The sequence below is a fragment of the Cryobacterium sp. Hb1 genome, assembly GCF_004403585.1.
GTDB classification, from domain to species: domain Bacteria; phylum Actinomycetota; class Actinomycetes; order Actinomycetales; family Microbacteriaceae; genus Cryobacterium; species Cryobacterium lyxosi.
Window position 1 is genome coordinate 45,903 of record NZ_SOHI01000013.1, and the last position, 17,613, is coordinate 63,515.

General features: G+C 62.4%; 15 protein-coding genes and 1 pseudogene. 10 read left to right on the forward strand and 6 right to left on the reverse strand.

Annotated elements, in window-relative coordinates; all coding sequences use genetic code 11:
- The first annotated feature begins 50 nt into the window (after window positions 1-50).
- The 4 genes from E3T38_RS05020 to E3T38_RS05035 all read left to right on the forward strand — a co-directional run bounded on the left by E3T38_RS05020 (window position 51) and on the right by E3T38_RS05035 (window position 5,978).
- Window positions 51-224, forward strand: a complete 174-nt coding sequence (locus tag E3T38_RS05020) for a hypothetical protein (RefSeq protein ID WP_166805428.1) — start codon at window positions 51-53, stop codon at window positions 222-224.
- Between the two features lie 84 nt (window positions 225-308).
- On the forward strand, window positions 309-2,876 hold the full coding sequence (locus tag E3T38_RS05025) for an Ig-like domain-containing protein (protein WP_134546756.1): 2,568 nt from the start codon (window positions 309-311) through the stop codon (window positions 2,874-2,876).
- 25 nt (window positions 2,877-2,901) lie between these two features.
- Window positions 2,902-4,056 carry a threonine synthase gene (locus E3T38_RS05030; RefSeq protein ID WP_134546758.1) on the forward strand — a complete coding sequence of 385 codons (1,155 nt, stop codon included), beginning with the start codon at window positions 2,902-2,904 and terminating at the stop codon, window positions 4,054-4,056.
- A gap of 305 nt (window positions 4,057-4,361) precedes the next feature.
- Window positions 4,362-5,978, forward strand: coding sequence for an isocitrate lyase (locus E3T38_RS05035; RefSeq protein WP_134546759.1), 1,617 nt, complete (start codon window positions 4,362-4,364; stop codon window positions 5,976-5,978).
- 130 nt (window positions 5,979-6,108) lie between these two features.
- On the opposite strand, the gene E3T38_RS05040 is transcribed toward E3T38_RS05035, so the two are convergent.
- Window positions 6,109-7,011, reverse strand: coding sequence for a DUF808 domain-containing protein (locus tag E3T38_RS05040; RefSeq protein ID WP_134546761.1), 903 nt, complete (start codon window positions 7,009-7,011; stop codon window positions 6,109-6,111).
- A gap of 273 nt (window positions 7,012-7,284) precedes the next feature.
- Between E3T38_RS05040 and E3T38_RS05045 the strand changes: the two genes are divergently transcribed.
- Genes E3T38_RS05045 through E3T38_RS05055 form a run of 3 tightly spaced genes read left to right on the forward strand, consistent with a single transcriptional unit; the run spans window position 7,285 to window position 10,490 of the window.
- Window positions 7,285-8,343 (forward strand): permease, encoded by a 1,059-nt coding sequence (locus tag E3T38_RS05045; protein ID WP_370448989.1) that lies wholly within the window; start codon window positions 7,285-7,287, stop codon window positions 8,341-8,343.
- A 58-nt stretch (window positions 8,344-8,401) separates the two neighbouring features.
- Window positions 8,402-9,088 (forward strand): TIGR03943 family protein, encoded by a 687-nt coding sequence (locus E3T38_RS05050; protein WP_241984306.1) that lies wholly within the window; start codon window positions 8,402-8,404, stop codon window positions 9,086-9,088.
- Window positions 9,089-9,119: 31 nt separating this feature from the next.
- Complete coding sequence (locus E3T38_RS05055; RefSeq protein ID WP_134546765.1) at window positions 9,120-10,490, forward strand: Ig-like domain-containing protein; 1,371 nt, start codon at window positions 9,120-9,122, stop codon at window positions 10,488-10,490.
- A 332-nt stretch (window positions 10,491-10,822) separates the two neighbouring features.
- On the opposite strand, the gene E3T38_RS05060 is transcribed toward E3T38_RS05055, so the two are convergent.
- Together E3T38_RS05060 and E3T38_RS05065 are read right to left on the reverse strand one after the other, a co-directional pair.
- The gene (locus tag E3T38_RS05060; protein WP_134546767.1) at window positions 10,823-11,344 is read right to left on the reverse strand and encodes a hypothetical protein; all 522 of its coding nucleotides are present in this window, start codon (window positions 11,342-11,344) and stop codon (window positions 10,823-10,825) included.
- A 22-nt stretch (window positions 11,345-11,366) separates the two neighbouring features.
- Window positions 11,367-12,689 carry an acetyltransferase gene (locus E3T38_RS05065; RefSeq protein ID WP_166805430.1) on the reverse strand — a complete coding sequence of 441 codons (1,323 nt, stop codon included), beginning with the start codon at window positions 12,687-12,689 and terminating at the stop codon, window positions 11,367-11,369.
- Window positions 12,690-12,953: 264 nt separating this feature from the next.
- On the opposite strand from E3T38_RS05065, the gene E3T38_RS16930 reads away from it, so the two are divergent.
- On the forward strand, window positions 12,954-13,142 hold the full coding sequence (locus tag E3T38_RS16930; RefSeq protein WP_198417305.1) for a hypothetical protein: 189 nt from the start codon (window positions 12,954-12,956) through the stop codon (window positions 13,140-13,142).
- A gap of 112 nt (window positions 13,143-13,254) precedes the next feature.
- Here E3T38_RS16930 and E3T38_RS05080 read toward each other — a convergent pair whose 3' ends face one another.
- Both E3T38_RS05080 and E3T38_RS05085 read right to left on the reverse strand, forming a co-directional pair.
- The gene (locus E3T38_RS05080) at window positions 13,255-13,878 is read right to left on the reverse strand and encodes a response regulator transcription factor (RefSeq protein WP_134546771.1); all 624 of its coding nucleotides are present in this window, start codon (window positions 13,876-13,878) and stop codon (window positions 13,255-13,257) included.
- Window positions 13,875-15,095: a sensor histidine kinase gene (locus E3T38_RS05085; protein WP_134546782.1), complete on the reverse strand. Its 1,221-nt coding sequence runs from the start codon at window positions 15,093-15,095 to the stop codon at window positions 13,875-13,877. The genes E3T38_RS05080 and E3T38_RS05085 overlap by 4 nt, the downstream gene beginning before the upstream one ends.
- 187 nt (window positions 15,096-15,282) lie before the next feature.
- Here E3T38_RS05085 and E3T38_RS05090 point away from each other — a divergent pair, with 187 nt between their 5' ends.
- Entirely contained in the window at window positions 15,283-15,858 is a 576-nt protein-coding gene (locus E3T38_RS05090) for a heme-binding protein (RefSeq protein WP_134546772.1), read from the forward strand.
- A 97-nt stretch (window positions 15,859-15,955) separates the two neighbouring features.
- Window positions 15,956-16,054, forward strand: a pseudogene (locus E3T38_RS17425) (Tn3 family transposase); the annotation flags it as partial.
- A 1,176-nt stretch (window positions 16,055-17,230) separates the two neighbouring features.
- Here the strand turns inward: E3T38_RS17425 and E3T38_RS05105 are convergent.
- Window positions 17,231-17,613: STAS domain-containing protein (locus E3T38_RS05105; RefSeq protein WP_134546776.1), on the reverse strand; the 383-nt coding region annotated here is incomplete at its 5' end.

Genomic DNA, 17,613 nt, shown 5'->3' on the forward strand with positions numbered 1-17,613 from the left:
TGGCCTTCGTTCTGCCGTGGGGTTTCAGCGTTGCCGACATCGTGACCCCCGTGCTGTACGCGCAGGGTGGTCGGGATCGTGTGGTACCGCCCGCGCACGGTACCTGGCTGCTGCAGAACACGCCAGAGGCGGAGTTGTGGCTGCGGCCTCGAGACGGGCACATCGCCGTTCTGGACGCCTGCGCGGTCGCGATGGATTGGCTGCGCGAGCACTCCCGACTGTGATCCGGCGCGGTGAGGCCTTGTTGGGTCGGATGAAGCGCGTTACTGTAACGGGCACGTCGTGGCCAGCACCGGAAGGACACGAGAATGACAATCGTTCGCGCTCCGAGGCCGTCCCGCATCATTCGTCGAGCGCTCGCCGCGCTCGCCGTGCTCGCCACCATCGCTGCCTCGTTTACCCTGCTGCCGACCGATGTCGCTGATGCTTCCAGCGTGTCCGACTCAACCGCGAGCATCGTGCGGACCGCCCCGGACCTGGCCAAACTCTGCGCCCGCCTGAAGATCACGGTCGCCAAAACCACCCTGTGCAGCCACGGGCCCGACCCCGTCGCTGCTTTCGGCGGTGCGGCCAAGCTGAAGCAGACATCTGCTTTGGAGGAGCAGCGTGTAGCCGCCGCCCCGGCATCGGAACTGACCGCGTTGTGCAGCGCGGGCGGAGTGAGCGGCAAGCGCATCGAGGTGATCTACGGCGTACCGCAGGATCGCACCAACCGGTTCGCCGAAATGCTCGCCCCGCTGCGCGACATCATGCGGCAGGTCAACAACAACCTCGAGGCAGTGGATGCCGCCACCAGCCAGAGTTATCGTTTTCTGTGCACGAATGGTGCCGATGTGACGGTGCGCAACGTGACACTGGCTCAAGTCGGAACGGATGGCACGTACACCTTCGACGACTATGTGGTGAGCATGCAGAACCAGGTCGAGCGGGGCCTGGGCCCGGTGAATTACATCGTGAACGACCGCTTGTACATCACCTACATCGACCAGATTCAGGATGTCTACCCGTACGGCGGTCAGGGCGAGCTGACCGGCGACGATCAGCCGAGTGCCGCCGCCAACGCCAACAACGATTCGCGGCCGCGTTATTCCATGTCGGCTTACCTGGACATGTCCGTGATCGCTCATGAGATTGGTCACAACATTGGTGCCGTGCAGGATTCTGCGCCGCACTCCACCAAGGGCGGCCACTGCTACGACGAGAACGACCTCATGTGTTACGACGACGGAGGGCCCTATTTCGCCCTCGGCGGCCGGCTGACCTTCACCTGTGTGGGGCTTGCCTCGGCCGTCGACTGTCATAGCGAGGACTACTACTATCCGGGCACGCCGCCCGCGTCGAACTATCTCGCCACCCACTGGAACACCGCTAACAGCGGATTTCTGAGCCCGATCGTGTCAGTGGTCAAACCCTCCCCGCCGACCGCCGTCACGGCGATAGCTGGCGATGCCCGCGTGTTCGTAGGATGGGCCGGGCCTGCTGCCGGGGCGCCGGTGGTGGATCTCTATAACGTGGTTGTCATTGCGCCTTCCGGTGACCAATGGCTGTGGGCCGGCGATGGAAGCGAACGAACTGCAACAATCAACGGTCTCACTAACGGGACGCCCTACACAGTGTCCGTATCCGCAGAGAATTCGTCCGGATCCAGCGCTCGGGTTTCAGCCCCCACCACCGTGATCCCGAAAGTCGCGGCCATTCGCGAAACATTCACCTCGTCGGCCGCGAACTTCACGGAGATTCGCGGCGGCACGTGGGCTGTCGCGTCGGGCCGGTATTCGCTCACAGCCCCGTCGACAGCCGCCGTGCCAAACGCTAACCTTGCCCTGCAGAAAACAGTGATGGCCGGGGATTTCTCGGTCATGGCCACCGGGATGACCGTGGCCTCAACGTCACCGTGGAACGATTTCTCGATCGTCTTCGACTACCGCGATGCGCTCAACTATTACTTCGCGAACTTCAGCGAGGGACAAGATGCCGCCAGCAACGGTCTGTTTCGCGTTTCGCGTGGTGTTGCCGCCCAGATCGCTGACTTCGCCCCCACGATCACGGCAAACACCTTCTACTCCATTCGCATCGAACGGCAGGGTGCGGCCATTCGCGTCTTTCGTGGCACCACCCTCCTCGCGGCAGCTGCCGACGCGACGTTCTCTTCCGGCCGAGTCGGCTTCGGCAGCAAGAACGACGCCGCCAAATTTGACGACCTCATCGTGACCGGAACAATCGGAGGAACCGACACGACGGCTCCCACGGTCGCGGCGAAATCGCCGGTGAGCCTGGCCACCCGGGTCGCGCAGACCGCCAATACTTCAGCAACATTCAGCGAAGCCGTGCAGGGAGTCTCGCCGACCACAATGCGACTAAAAAACGCTGCCGGTTCGACTGTCTCTGCTGCGGTCAGCTATGACGCGGCGACGCGAATTGCCACCCTCAACCCGAGCGCGAGTCTCGCCCCCGACGCGAAATACGCTGTCAGCCTCATTGGGGGAGCTACCGCGATCCGCGACGGGGCGGGCAATCCGCTCGTGTCGACGGGGTGGAGCTTCACGACCGGGCCGGCGCCCACGATCACCGTCCGTACCCCCTCCAGCGGAGCCACAGGCGTTAGTCGTATCGCGAGCATCTCGGCGACATTCAGTGAGGGGATGGCCGGAGTTGCCGCATCCACTTTCACGCTGAAGAATACCGTGACCGGCGCACGGATCGCCGGCGTCGTCTCACGCAGCGGCACGACCAACAAGTGGATCCTGAACCCCGGTTCCACGCTCGCAGCCAGGACCAGTTTCACCGTCACGGTCACTGGCGGCACCACGATGGTGCGTGACCTGGCTGGCAACCCCGTCTCGACGAGCACCTGGAAGTTCACCACGGGTAGTTGATGGCGGGGCAAGTTAGTCTGAAGCGATGCCCGCTTTACCCGACCTTGTCTGCTCCGAGTGCGCCGCAATCTATCCGGTGGCGAGCCTGACTTGGAGGTGCAGCTGCGGCGGTCTCCTCGACGTGGTCGATTTCGTGCTGACGATGGATGCCACGGCTCTGCCCGGCCGCAGCCCCTCACTCTGGCGCTACACCGAAGTGCTACCCATCGCGGTGGACCCCACGGTTACCCTGGGGGAGGGGTTCTCGCCCCTCGTGCCCTCCCGCGCGTTGCCTCACGTGCAGCTCAAGCTCGACTTTTTGTTGCCGACGCTGTCGTTCAAAGACCGCGGCGCGGTCGTGCTCGCCACCCTCGCCAAACGGTTGGGCGTCACACGCGCCATGGTCGACAGCAGCGGAAACGCCGGCACGGCGATGGCCGCCTATTTCGGGCGGGCCGGGATCGGCTGCACGGTGTACGTTCCCGAATCCACCTCGCCTGGCAAACTCGCGCAAATGCGTGCGCACGGCGCGACGGTTGAGCTGGTGCCCGGTTCGCGAGCGGACACCTCTGCGGCGGCACTGCAGGCGGCGGGGCAAGACGGCGTGCTGTACGCGAGCCACGTCTACCACCCGTACTTTCTGCACGGCGTGAAAACCTACGGCTACGAGATCTGGGAGCAGTGCGCACGCTCACTGCCCGAGACGGTGGTGGTTCCGGTGGGCAACGGAACGATGGTTCTCGGGTGTTACCTCGCCTTCAGCGAGCTGGTTGCCGCTGGGCTTGCTGAGCGGATGCCGCGCATCGTCGCGGTGCAGGCATCCGCGTGTTCACCGCTCGAACAGGCCATGGCGCAAGGACTCGACGCACCCCTGGCCGTTCAGAACGGCGCCACGATCGCGGAGGGCATCGCCATCACGGCGCCGCCCCGGGGGAAACAGCTTCTCCGGGCCGTGCGCGCCACCGGTGGCACCATAATCTCCGTCACCGACGAGCAGATCGCGGCCGCACGCCAGGAGCTGGCTGACGAGGGGCTCTTCGTCGAGCCGACCTCAGCGGTCTCGTTCGCCGCCGTGCGCGTTGCTGTCGACCGAACGTATGTCTCCGACAGCCCCACCTGGGCGGTGGCCGCGAGCCTGCTCACCGCCCAATCGGTGGTCGTGCCGTTGTGCGGTGCCGGCCTGAAATCGGGGACACGGTGAACGAGTACCCCCTGTGTCCCGCCTGCGGCACCGAGATGATGGCGGACGGCGTAGACACCGCTGAAGGTCTTGAATCCTGCCATCGGTGCCCACGATGCCGGTTGGTCATCCTCGTACCCGGCCTGTGGCCGGAATAAGTGCATTCCTGACGCATAACTTTTTATTTGCAGAAGAACTCCATTTCTTCTGCGCACTTTTCCTGAGAAGACCGGTTGTTCTTGCGCCAATCTGGATTTAGCAGCCGATACCGGCCAGTTGAGTCAGTTGTCCCGGCTCAGCCCAACTCAGACGTCGAAGGAAAAAACATGACTGTGTACCAGAAAGACATCGAGGACGTTGAAGCCCTCAAGCAGCAGGTCGGAAGCCGCTGGGACGCTATCAACCCCGAATCCGTCGCTCGTATGCGTGCCCAGAACCGGTTCAAAACCGGGCTGGAGATCGCTCAGTACACCGCAGACATCATGCGCAAGGACATGGGGGAGTACGACGCTGACTCCTCGATCTACACCCAGTCGCTCGGCGTCTGGCACGGGTTCATCGGCCAGCAGAAGATGATCTCGATCAAGAAGCACCTCAAGACCACCAACAAGCGCTACCTGTACCTGTCCGGTTGGATGGTTGCCGCGCTGCGCAGCGAATTCGGTCCTCTCCCCGACCAGTCCATGCACGAGAAGACGGCCGTTCCGGCCCTCGTTGAAGAGCTCTACACGTTTCTCCGCCAGGCCGACGCCCGCGAGCTCGACCTGCTCTTCACGGCCCTGGACAATGCTCGCATCGTTGGCGACGACGCCAAGATCGCCACGCTCACCGGACAGATCGACGCCTTCGAGACCCACGTCGTGCCGATCATCGCCGACATCGACGCCGGTTTCGGAAACCCCGAAGCTACCTACCTCCTGGCCAAGAAAATGATCGAGGCCGGCGCCTGCGCCATCCAGATCGAAAACCAGGTCTCGGACGAGAAACAGTGCGGTCACCAGGACGGCAAAGTCACCGTTCCCCACGAAGATTTCATTGCCAAGATCAACGCCGTTCGATATGCGTTCCTCGAGCTCGGCATTGAAAACGGCATCATCGTGTCCCGCACCGACTCGCTCGGTGCCGGCCTCACGCAGAAGCTCGCCGTGACCAACCAGCCCGGCGACCTCGGTGACCAGTACAACTCGTTCCTCGATGTCGACGAGATCACCGAGGCCGACCTTGGCAACGGCGACGTCGTCATCAAGCGGGGTGGCAAGCTCTTGCGCCCGAAGCGCCTGGCCAGCAACCTCTTCCAGTTCCGTTCCGGAACCGGTGAGGCGCGCTGCGTGCTGGACAGCATCACGTCACTGCAGAACGGCGCCGACCTGCTCTGGATCGAGACCGAAAAGCCGCACATCGGCCAGATCGCGGCCATGATGAACGAGGTTCGCAAGGCCATCCCGAATGCCAAGCTGGTCTACAACAACAGCCCGTCGTTCAACTGGACCTTGAACTTTCGCCAGCAGGCATACGATGCTCTCCTCGCCGAGGGCAAGGATGTCTCCGCTTACGACCGTGCCAAGCTCATGAGCGTCGACTATGACGAGACCGAACTGGCCCTCAACGCCGACGAGAAGATTCGTACCTTCCAGCGCGACAGCTCGAAGGAGGCTGGTATCTTCCACCACCTCATCACCCTGCCGACCTATCACACGGCCGCGCTCTCGACGGATGATCTGGCCAAGGGTTACTTCGCCGACCAGGGCATGCTCGCCTACGTCAAGGGTGTGCAGCGTCGCGAAATTCGCGAGGGAATCGCCACGGTCAAGCACCAGAACATGTCCGGTTCCGACCTGGGTGACAACCACAAGGAATACTTCGCCGGCGACGCAGCACTGAAGGCTGGCGGCGTGAACAACACGAGCAACCAGTTCGACGAACCGGCTCTGAGCAGCCACTGACTCCCACAAAGCGCATAACGAAGAAGCCCCAGTCAATCGACTGGGGCTTCTTCGTTACACAGACCGAGGGAGGAGGGAACAGCCGTGGAACTGTCAGATCGCGACTGACCGCCGCCGCAATCGGCGCGTATCAGACCCGTCCGGGCACATTGGCGCCGGGTTGGTTCTGCTTGAGAAGGCGCGATATTCCAAGAACGATCACGACAATGATCAGACCAAGAATGAGGCCGAACACGGCCGACATAGCGGTGTCGATAACCCAGACGACGACGGGTCCGGCCGTTTCGACGATTTGGGTTGCTGCGTGCAGCACGTCGTAGGGCGCTTGCCAGAACGTATCGGCCAGGTTTGAGATAACCAGGTGGCCGCCAACCCACAACATAGCGACCGTCCCGATAATGCCGATCACCCGAAACACAGCGGGCATTGACCGCACGATGCGCGCACCGGTGCGTCGCAGCCATCGTGCTGAGTTCTCCATCAACGTCAGTCCGACGTCGTCGATCTTCACCAGCAAAGCGACCGCGCCGTAGACGAGCACCGTCATGCCGAGGCCGATCACCACCAAAGCACCGAGCGTCATCCAGATCTCGAAATCAGGATCCAGGCCTGCCAGCGAGATGAGCATGATCTCTGTGCTGAGGATGAGATCGGTGCGAATGGCGCCGAAGATGAGCTTGCGTTCATCCCGCGCTTCCGTCTCGCCGGCGCCATGATGAACGCCGAACCATTCGGTCACTTTCTCGGCACCCTCGAAGCACAGATAGGTGCCGCCAAGGATCAGCAACCACGGCAACACCCATGGCGCGAACGCGGACAGGAGCAGTGCCAGCGGAATAATGATGATGAACTTGTTGAACAGGCTGCCCAGTGCGATCCGCCAGACCACGTGAAGCTCGCGCGCCGGCGACAGCCCCTGAACGTACTGCGGGGTGACGGCAGCATCGTCGATGACGACGCCTGCCGTCTTCACACTCGCCTTGAGGGCGGCGGTGAGTATGTCATCCACTACGGCAAGCAGGCCGACCGACATTTGGTTCTCCTCGGATCGGGCATCGCCTGGTGCAGGGCGATGGCATTGGTGTCCACAATACTGCGTGGCGGGTGCGTGTGATTCCTGGCTCAGGGACGATCAAGTAACCAACGCCGCCGGGTGTCTCAAGCTCGGGTGGTGAGACTGTGTGTGAGATGCTCTTTCTGTACCCGGATGAATTGTTGGGTCTGAAACTGTCTGGCCGCGCGTGGGTCGAAACAGCGCTTCGCAAACGAAATGAGCAGAACTATCGGCACTCAGCGAGAAGATTCCGTGCTGTTGACCGATTCGGCTGCGGCGGAGCCAAGTAAAGCTGCAGAGCGGGGTGGTGAAAGAGCCAGGGGCCAACGCCGCGGGCTGATGGGCTTGCTCTTGGGGCTGGCCGTGTTAGCTCTCCTTGCTGTAACGCGCATGTCGGCACCTCAGTCTGTGGCTGCAGGGATGTCGGACTCTGCCAAGGACTTCGTCACACTTGCCGTGAGCGTACTTATCGAGTCACTGCCGTTTGTTTTCTTGGGCATATTTTTGTCTGTCGTCGTACAGGTTTGGCTTCCGGATGGCTTTTTGCTTCGTCACTTGCCGCGACGGGGAGTATTGCGGCGGTTTGCGGTTTCGTTGATCGGTGTTCTGGTCCCTGTTTGCGAATGTGGCAACGTACCGCTCACCCGCGGCCTCATCATGAAAGGGCTCACGGTAGCCGAGGCGATGACGTTCCTTCTTGCCGCGCCAATTCTCAACCCCATCACAATCATCACGACGTATCAAGCGTTCGGCTGGGATAACGGCATCCTCGTTAGTCGTATCGCTGGCGGGTTTTTAATTGCAAACCTCATCGGCTGGATATACAGCCGTCACCCCCGTCAGGACACCCTGCTCACGTCGCAGTTCCAGGCGGCCTGTGCCAGCGAAGGGGAGCATCACGCTGCCGCTGGCAAACTGCAGCGCAGTGTTCGTCTCTTCACGAAAGAGACCAGCGCGATGATGCCGGCGTTGTTCATTGGTTGCGCCATTGCCGGAGCGATCCAGGTGGGGATACCCCGTGACGTGCTAGTTACCCTGGGCACCAATCCGGTGTGGTCCGTCCTGGCTCTTATGGTGCTGGCCTTCGTCGTATCGATTTGTTCGAACGTGGACGCGTTCTTCGTGTTGTCGTTTGGAGCGACGTTCCTTCCTGGTGCGATCGTCGCTTTCCTGGTCTTCGGCCCGATGATTGACATCAAAATGCTCGTTCTGATGCGAACCACGTTCACGACGCGAACATTGGTCCAAATTACGAGCGTTGTGGCGCTCTGTTCGGCCGCGCTGGGGCTGGCGGTGAACTATGTCGCTTAGTCATCTGATCACTCGATGGCGGGGAGCCCTGTTGAGCTTGATCGGAATTGTCGCGACGGTGTGGCTGGGCATCACTGGTCAATTGGGCCTCTACATTCATCCCCGGTATTTTGCTTTTTCGATCATCATGGCGGTCGTGGCCGCCGCGGTCGTTATCGTGTCATTCGCGCTGTCCCCAGGTGACGAACACGCAGGGCACGATCACGAAGCCGAAACCGGGCACAAGCGTTTCTGGGCAGGCGCGAGCAGCGTAGTGATCGCCGCCTCTGCGGTAGCGCTGTTGGTTTTACCGCCCACAACTCTAACGACAACCACCCTGGAGCAACGCGACTTGAACGGTTCCGCCGCAGCGCTGACCGAGGAAGCTTCGGCAAAGTTGACAGGAGGGGACGCCTCAAAATTCTCTGTGAAAGACTGGGCCTCACTGCTGCGACAAGGCGCCGGGGTCGAATTTTACGCCGGAAAAAAAGCCCAGCTCACCGGATTCGTGACGCCCGACCAGGATGATCCAGAGAACGTGTTCTACGTGGCACGATTCGTTGTGAGCCACTGCGTAGTCGATGCCCAACCGGTGGGAGTACCGGTGTACCGGCCGGGATGGCAGGACGAATTTCCGCTCGACAGTTGGGTGGGCGTTTCTGGCGGCCTGACCGCGAATCCCAGCGTCGCCAGCAGTGAGGGAATAGTCATCATTCCTGAAGTGGTAGCCGCCGTCGACCAACCCCAACAGCCGTATGTCTACTGATTTCACCCGATCCGGCCGAGACTTCACCCGGATGTTGCTCACGACCGTCATCGTCCTTGCCGTGCTGGCGGGCGCACTGGCACTGCTCAACACCACACGAGGACCCAGATTGGAATCGGCGGCCATCAACCTCGGAAGTGTCATCGATCACCCGGGGCAACGATTGTTGCTCAACACCGACCAGCCGATATCCAGCATCGACCGGGATCAGATCACGGTAACCCCAGAGGTCCCGGTATCCGTCGCCGTTGACGGCACAGCCGTAACCATCACCTTCGAAGAGGTCCTCAACTACAACACCGATTACCGGGTCAACATCGACCCGGTAATCGGATTGTTCCAAGGCGCCCAGTCGTCGATTGAGTATGACTTCACCACCGATGATGTGGACCTGTACACCTTGCATCGCGACTCAAGAACCACCGATGATGGCACGAAGCGACCGGACGAAATACGGCGCGACACACTTCTTGGTACCGGGGCAGGGCGAGCACTATTCACAGCGGAGCGGATACAGGAATTCGCGGTGCTTCCGGGGTATCTCGCCGTGGTCACGCTAGATCAGGAAAATAGAAATCACCTCACAATGTTTTCTCTCACGGAGGAAACCGAGCTTGAAATTGTGCTGCCCTCCGATACGGTCCTGAAAGACCTTCAAACATCACGCACGACAAATCTGATCGGCTTCACGCTAACTAGCGGGCTAGTTGGTGGGGATCACGATCCGGTTGACACTCTCTACACATACGACGTCAACGAGCAGACAGCAGTGCCACAACCAGTTTTAGGGGTCGACCAGCGGCCACTACCGGTAACGGACTACGTTTTCGTTCCTAACACCACATCCCTGGTGGCGCACGGTCCGGACGAGGTCATGTATCTGATCGACGTGACTGTGGAGGGTGACATAGTTCCCCTCGGCCAGCACGTCGAGATGCGGGGCCTCATCCCAGGAACAAACTCTCTGGTGGTTGCTGACCCGACCCAAGGCGCATCAATAGATCTGCGCGACAGTACCGTGACCCCTTTGGACTTACCTGCCGATGATGAGCTCGGTGATGCCATCCCCGCAAAACTTGAAGTCCTCAACCGGGAGGGCAAATACGTTCGCCTGTATTACGCGTGGGGCACCGATGGAACATCCCGCCCGCTCCTGGCTCTCACCGACGACGAAGGCAGCTCGTTCGTCTACGTGCCAGCCTCTCCGGACACCGACATTCGGGATTTTTGCGTATCCCCGAACGGTCAATATGTGGCTGTGGAAACCTTCCCTCGCGGGGGAGATAGTGATCAGTACCCGACTCTGCCTGGCTCTTCCGCAATGATGACTACGTTCGTAGACCTGAGCACCGGTGTCAGCAACCGCAGCATCAACGGATTCCAACCGCACTGGTGTAAGTAATTCGACTTGCTGGCAAATAAAATTCCCACCATCCCCAAACCGCCAGGGCCCTGACAAGATGCCCCTGGGCGGCTTCGGAAGCGCCTTCCGACACGCACGATTCTTCACCTTCCACTCGGGCTAAGACTGATCTCAGGTGGCCCGTTACTAAGCGGCTCCCTGCTACTCGTGCACCGGCCCGCGTAGACCAAAGTCCTACGGGTCGGCCGCGATTTTCGGGCCGTCCCACTGAGCGGCCCACGACGTAGCGGATGGTGCCGTGCACGGTGTCGCGCGGGTGCACGGTGTCGCGCGGGTGCACGGTGGGGTGCGGGTGCACGGTGGGGTGGGAGCTATCCGGATGGCTTGGTGGCCCCGACGCGTACCGGCTCGGTCCAGGGAGTCACCGTGCCGTCGTCAAGCACAGCACGGACGCGGTAGGCCAAAGTGGAGGCCTCGGCCAGCTGGATGTCGCGTCCGAGCATCCCGGCAGCCGCGTCGTTGACGCCGCTGGCGATGTCGAGCTCCAGACACTGCCCGTCCAGCTTCCGGAGGCTGGTTCCGGACCCTTCTGTCGTCACCGCCTGCGCCTCGAACCGTGTCGTGTTGCCCCCGTACTGCTCGAAGCAGGCGCGCCAGGTGGTGGTCCAGGACATCCGGCCGTTTTGCTCGGTGGTCATCTCGTCGTTGAGGAGGGCCTCGACCACCTCAACCGGTTCACCAGCCTCCACGGGTTCCGCCGGTGATGTCTCCGGCTGCGCGGTGCCCGCCGGGGCCGCGCACCCGACCAGGAGCAAGGCGGACAGACCCAGACCGGTCAGCAGTGCGATCGAGCGCGGGTGCACGTGATGAGGCGGCAGGCGCCGCCCCATCACGTGGCGTTCCCTCAAAGAGTCGTCACCACTCGACGTCGCCGAACTTGACGCCGTTGATGATGACCGTTCGCGGCGCGACCTCGGTGCCGGGCGCCAGCTCGCTGCCGACGACCACGCTGCGCTGACCGATCACGCTGCCGTCCCCGATGGTGCTGCGGAACACGATGGACTCGTCCTCCAGCACCACGTCGTCGCCCACCACCGTGGGCTCCTCGGGCTCACCGGCAACGACCACCCTGCCGCCACCGTGCACGACGACCTTGTCGCCGTACTCCACCCGATCACCGACGACCAGGTCAGCTTCTTCCAGCGCATGGAAGATCACGTCATCGCCCATCCGGTCCACCAACCCGACTCCGAAGGGCTCACCTTCGTCGGCCCGTAGCGAGATCCGTGCGCCACTGACGCTGGAGAAACGACTGAAGGTGTCGATCAGGTTCAAATCGCCGATCAGCCGATTTCGGAACCCGGGCACCCGCTTTTCCTGCCCGGCGAAGCTCGGCAGGTTTCGGTCGTGGTTGAACTCGGTGTGCCCCGGGTCGAAGTTCACGCCGCGCACGTTGCTCGGGTTGTCCCGGTATAACCGGGTGTACTCTCGCGCGAAAGCGGTGTTCACCTCGATGACGGCCTCGTTGAAGGCCACATCGGCCTCGTTGATGAGGCGCACCTTGCCCAGCGCAGGGTCGTCAGCTTCCGTCTGGGTGGTGACGTTCTTGCCGGGCAGCACGATGAAGCCGCTGCGCAGCCGAACGCCGGGGCCGACCCGGCCGAGCGCGCCAACACCGGTGTTGCGTTCCAGGACAGCGCCGTCCACCTGGCTTGAGAACGACAGGAAGACCTCCTGGTCGCCGGCGGGGTCCGCCGGGATGTCATTGCCCTCGACGCCGATCTGGGCCGGTCCGATCACCGAGACGCCGTGCGCCAGGATAACGCGATCGCCGATCTCGACGCCGGGCTCCGCGTGCCCTTCGCCGCGGACGGTCTCGCGCCCACCGTCATCGTCGGAGTCGGAGTCGGAGTCACCGTCTCGTGCACCGAGGATCAGGACGTTGTCCTGGACGTTGCTTTCGTCGCCGATGCTGATGGGGGCATCGTCATCGGCAATTAACTCGGCGAACGGGCCGACGTACACGTGCTCGGCCAGGCTGATGTGCTCCGGCTCCTTGACCTTTGCTGTGGCGTCCAGGAAGGTCGCGGTCTCGGCCGGAGATCCAGCCTGGCAGACCGGACGGTTCTCCTTGGTCGGGTGGCAGCCCTCGGGCTCGGCGGCCGTGGCGCTCAAAGACACCAGCCCCGTCAGCAGCAGTGCCGACGCTGCGCCGCTCGCCACGAGTGTACGTCTCATGGGTCTTCCTCTCATGGGTCTTCCTCTCATGGGTCTTCCTCTCATGGGTCTTCCTCTCATGGGTCTTCCTCTCATGGGTCTTCCTCTCACATCCCTGGCGCTCACCCCTGTGTTACCGGATGTGGCGCGACGTCAATTCGTCAGTGAGCTTGGTGTGCGCCAGTGTGACACAAGGGCTTTCCCGTTAGCTACCCCGATTTATGGGCTTGTTTTTTGGGAAATAGGGATTTCCTAGGCTGCTTGGCCGTGTCGGCGGGAGCCGACGTGAAAGCGCTTCACCGAATGCTTGGGCACGCCTCAGCGAAAGAGACGTTCGACACCGACAGTGACCTCTTCGCTGCTGACTTAGACAGCGTTGCAGCGGTACTCAATCAGGTCACGACAAAAATGAATCCGGCCAAGATGTCGGCAAATGAAACCGGACAAGACGAACGGGTCGGCTGTAACGCCTAATACCCATGCGGTCCCCGTTGCGACCCCGTGACGCTTACCGTGAGAACAGGCCAGTGGCTGCTCAGCAACACGCCGTTCATTCTAGGTTCGTCTTTCGCGTAGGAGAGGTGCCCTAGCGCATGCCTTCCCGGCGGAGGGCGGTGGTGATGGCGGCACCGCGGGTGTCGACACCGAGTTTCGCGTAGATGTGGGCCAGGTGGGTTTTGACTGTGGCCTCGGAGATGAAGAGGCGTTTGCCCAGTTCACGGTTGCTGAGTCCCTCGATGAGAAGGCTGAGCAGTTCGGCTTCCCGCGGGGTAAGGACTTCACCGGGGTTCCTGAGCTGCTGGAACAGTCGCGACGCGACGGGCGCGCTCATGAAACTCCTGCCCTGGATGGCGCCGCGGATGGCGGCGAAAATCTCCTCCGGGTCAGCGTCCTTGAGAAGATAGCCCATGGCTCCGGCATCGACGGCGCGAACAATGTCGGCATCGGAATCGTAGGTGGTGAAGACGAGGATCGCTGGCTTCGGGCTACGCCGACGGAGTTGCCGGATCGCCTCGATGCCGTCCATGCCTGCGCCGAGGGCTAGGTCCATCATCACAACGTCCGGGGAGCAGCGCTCAGCGGCGGCGAGTGCTTCTTCTCCGGAGGCGGCTTCGGCGATGACGTCGAGGTCGAGTTGGGTCCCCAGGAGCGCCCGCAGCCCGGTGCGGACCACCAGGTGGTCATCCACCAGGAGGACGGAGATTGTCATGGTGCTTCCACCCGCATTTCCCCCGGCACTTCCGCCGGCTGCGCGTGCCCGGTGGCGGGGACCGGGAGCTGTGCTGCCACGATGGTCCCTTCGCCCGGAACGCTTTCCACCGCGAAGACGCCGCCCAGCTGTTCCACGCGTTGGCGCATGGCCCGCAGGCCGTATCCTCCGCTTTCCGAGGGCTCGGCAAGGGCTCCGGGGTCGAAGCCGCGGCCGTCGTCGTAAATGTCGAGCGTTACCGTGCACGGAAGGTACCCGAGAGTCAGGCTGGCATTGCCGGCATTGGCGTGAAGCCTGATGTTCGCTGCGGCACTCTGTGTCACACGTAGTAGGGCATGCCGGACGTCGGCCGGGACCGGACGTGCCTCACCGGTGACCGTTGACTGGACGTTCTCCAGATAAAGCGACGCTGCTTCAAGGAGTGCCTCCGCCAGCGGCGCGTCGGTTCTCGGTACGGAGAGTTCGTGCACCAGACTGCGCGTGTCGGCGAGGTTCTGGCGGAGCAGGGACCCAGCCTTGCTGATATCCGTGCGTGCCGCAGGATCCGGCCAGGTACGCAGTGCGGCTTCGAGCAGGAGCACGCCGGAGGCCAGGCCCTGGGTCACCGTGTCATGAATTTCGCGAGATACCCGCTCACGTTCGGCAGCGACTCCGGCATCGCGTGCGCTGGCTGCCAACTGCTGCTGTGCGTCGGAGACCTCCGCCGCAAGCTGTCGCTGGAGGGCTGTATCGTGCTCCATCCGGTCGTAGACCAGGGTCAGCAACCCTCCGGCGGCCAGCGGACCCAGCAACATGGCGATATCAGTGGACCCGCTCAGGCGGAATAGCCCGATGGCGGTGGAGACCGCCGTCGCACCCCCGGCCAGATAGGCGGCCCAGCCGCTGAAGGCCGCGCGGCAGAGGAAGAATACGGCAAGCGAACACCAGGCGAAGCTGGGCGCGAGGATCACCAGCGCTGCCCAGCCCACCACGAGGGTGAACACCCAGGGCGTCCAGGGCCGCCGGCGTTGCGCGAGGACGGCGATTCCGGCGTATAGCGCGCAGACCGCTGCTACGAGTATCAGCACCGGAACATTGTCGGCGGGGCTGTGCCGAAGCACGTACCGGACCCCGGACGTCACCATGAGTAGGGCGAAACTCAAATGGACGACGGCGTCGATCCGGCCGAGCTCCGGGCGATCGACCGATACGGGTGGCGGGGTGGCTGCGGCAGGCATGAAGATCCAGTCGATGTGGGGCGCTGCGATCATCCTAAAGGCCCCGCCGCTACTGCCCCTCAACCATTCGGCTGATATTGCCATCACAATGGTTGAGCCCGAGACCGACCGATGCCTGATGCAGGAGGATCTGCAGTTCGTCAGCATAGGAAAACAGCCGATTGCAGGACCATCTAAGGAGAGTGTCATGAAGAAGTCGCACAAGGTTTTTGCCACCGTCGCCACCGCAGCGCTGTTGCTGACCGCGGGTGTCGGCGCCGCCGCTATGGCAACGCCGGCTCCCGCCCCCGCGGCTGGGTCTGTTCCCGCTTCCACAACTGACATCCAACCGGGTGCTGGAACCGTGGTGGCCCAGAACCGGATCACAGTCGGCGCGTCGGCCGATGCAGTGAGGGCAGCCCTGGCGAAGTGCCAGGCGGATAACCTACCGTTCGTCACCGTCGCACTGGTAGACCGCTTCGGCACTGTCCAGGCGCTGCTGCGTGGTGACAATGCCGCCGAACACACCATCGAAGCCGCCAAGCAGAAGGCCTACACCGCCGCGGCCTTCGGGGCGCCCACGAGCGAACTCGCCAAACGCATCACCGGGAACGGCCCCGGCATTGACGATCTCCCCGGTACCCTGTTCCTGCCCGGCGGCGTGCCCCTGAAAGTTGACGGCGTCTCAGTTGCCGGCATCGGAGTGGGCGGTGCCCCGGACGGTAAGCTCGACGAAGCCTGCGCAGCAGCCGGAGCCGCTGCAGTCACCGGAGCAAAAGGGTAAATTTCTTCCATGGCGACCTTCCGAAGTCATGGCTGGTCCGGCGCCTTGACCGCGTATGCCGGACCGGTTTTGGCTGCGGTAGGCATTCTTGGGGGCTTGGGATGAAATCCTCCGCCTCGCGGCGCCCATCACGACCGGTACCGTGACCGCGTGTCTGATGATGCGAAAACTCGGCGCCTACCCCGCCAGAACGGGGCGAGTTGATCGTCAGCCGGTGCCCAAGAAAAGACCGCCATTCCTACCCTCGGAGCCATCGACACGCACGTTGCCGAACCGCGGTGCTAAGCGACGGTGCGCGACAGGTCGCCAGCGGGTTATGGTGCCGCCGCGACCAACGCGGCTCGTGGATACAGCGAAAAGCAAGCTGACGATAAAAATCTAAGTTCATGTATTTTCGTCCTGGTTGGCGTAAATCTGACGCTCGCCTGATAACCCTCGTCGGAGATATCCATGGGCGCCGTGACAGCGTACGACACCGCAAATGATCGTTGCTGTCACGTGCGTTACCGCAAGCCAGACAAATCACAGACGGACAAGCGAGGTTTTCGAACCCGACGCGACGCCGACTTGTTTTTCGCGTCTGTTGAGATCGCCAAACACGCTGGCCGATACATCGATCCCTACCGCGCCCGAGTCAGGGTCGCCGACTGGACTGCCACCCAGCTGGCCAGCCACTCGGACCTGCGCCCATCGACTTTAAAAGCTGACGGATCACATGTTTGTCGGGGTCCTCGGTGACGGTGTGCTCCGCAAAAGGGTATTTCGACGCGGATGGTTCGATGCAGCCGCCGCTGACTTAGACAGCGTGGGAGCGGCGCTGAATCAGCTCATTACAAAAAATAATGTGGGCAAACGATGAATTGCCGGACTTAGCGACAACTGCTGAAGAGGCTTAGATTCGCGTGATTACGCGGATCTTACGAGTGTGCCCCCAAGCAGATTCGAACTGCCGCCCCTGCCTCCGGAGGGCGAACCACGCCGCAGACGTAGTCAGTGACCAAGGACAAAATACCCGATTCGAGGCCATTTATGGATCACACAAGTGTCCACCACTACTCATACACTGCCTGCCAGTTGTGGGCAGAATGTGGGCAGAATTCGAGTCGTCCGCCTGAGCGTCAGAACACGCGGGGTTGCGTCGTTCGCCCGCCGCGAAGCGGGCGACCTTACGGCAATGTGCGAAGCTCGACAGGGGAGGGGGGAGCGTTGAATGGGCGGTGACCGTCTGGAGGTGATGCACTTGGCCGAAAATCGCGTTGCTGCCTAGCCTGATCGGCTGTATGTCGGCCTGAGCCTCGTCGACGGCCCGCACCGAGTCGTCAGGCCGTCGAACCGTCAGCGCCGGTGCGCGGTAACGACGCAGCTGCCCCGGTTAGTGCTCGCCGCCGAGGTTGCCGGCGAGGCGGGAATGTAGTTCGTGGCTCGCCTCGTTTAATCCCTCGATGACGACGCGCTTGTCGTGCCGTTCATATTTGACGGTGATGGCGTCGAGGGTGGCGACGGTTGAGGCATCCCAGATGTGTGATGCCGACAGGTCGATAATGATTCGGGCGGGGTCGTCGGCGTATTCGAACTGGGTCATCAGGTCGTTGCTCGAGGCGAAGAACAGGGCCCCGGTCACGGTGTAATACGCTGTCGGCACGGGCTGGTCGAGCTCAACCGTGCGTTCCACCCGGGCTAGGTGGGCGACTCGGCGCGCGAAGGCGACCATGGCCACGATCACGCCGGCGACGACGCCGATGGCCAGGTTGTGGG

Coding starts and splice junctions, on each gene's coding strand:
- E3T38_RS05025 (WP_134546756.1), top strand. CDS start 309: ATGACAATCGTTCGCGCTCCGAGGCCGTCCCGCATCATTCGTCGAGCG.
- E3T38_RS05030 (WP_134546758.1), top strand. CDS start 2,902: ATGCCCGCTTTACCCGACCTTGTCTGCTCCGAGTGCGCCGCAATCTAT.
- E3T38_RS05035 (WP_134546759.1), top strand. CDS start 4,362: ATGACTGTGTACCAGAAAGACATCGAGGACGTTGAAGCCCTCAAGCAG.
- E3T38_RS05040 (WP_134546761.1), bottom strand. CDS start 7,011: ATGTCGGTCGGCCTGCTTGCCGTAGTGGATGACATACTCACCGCCGCC.
- E3T38_RS05055 (WP_134546765.1), top strand. CDS start 9,120: ATGTTGCTCACGACCGTCATCGTCCTTGCCGTGCTGGCGGGCGCACTG.
- E3T38_RS05065 (WP_166805430.1), bottom strand. CDS start 12,689: ATGAGACGTACACTCGTGGCGAGCGGCGCAGCGTCGGCACTGCTGCTG.
- E3T38_RS05080 (WP_134546771.1), bottom strand. CDS start 13,878: ATGACAATCTCCGTCCTCCTGGTGGATGACCACCTGGTGGTCCGCACC.
- E3T38_RS05085 (WP_134546782.1), bottom strand. CDS start 15,095: ATGCCTGCCGCAGCCACCCCGCCACCCGTATCGGTCGATCGCCCGGAG.
- E3T38_RS05090 (WP_134546772.1), top strand. CDS start 15,283: ATGAAGAAGTCGCACAAGGTTTTTGCCACCGTCGCCACCGCAGCGCTG.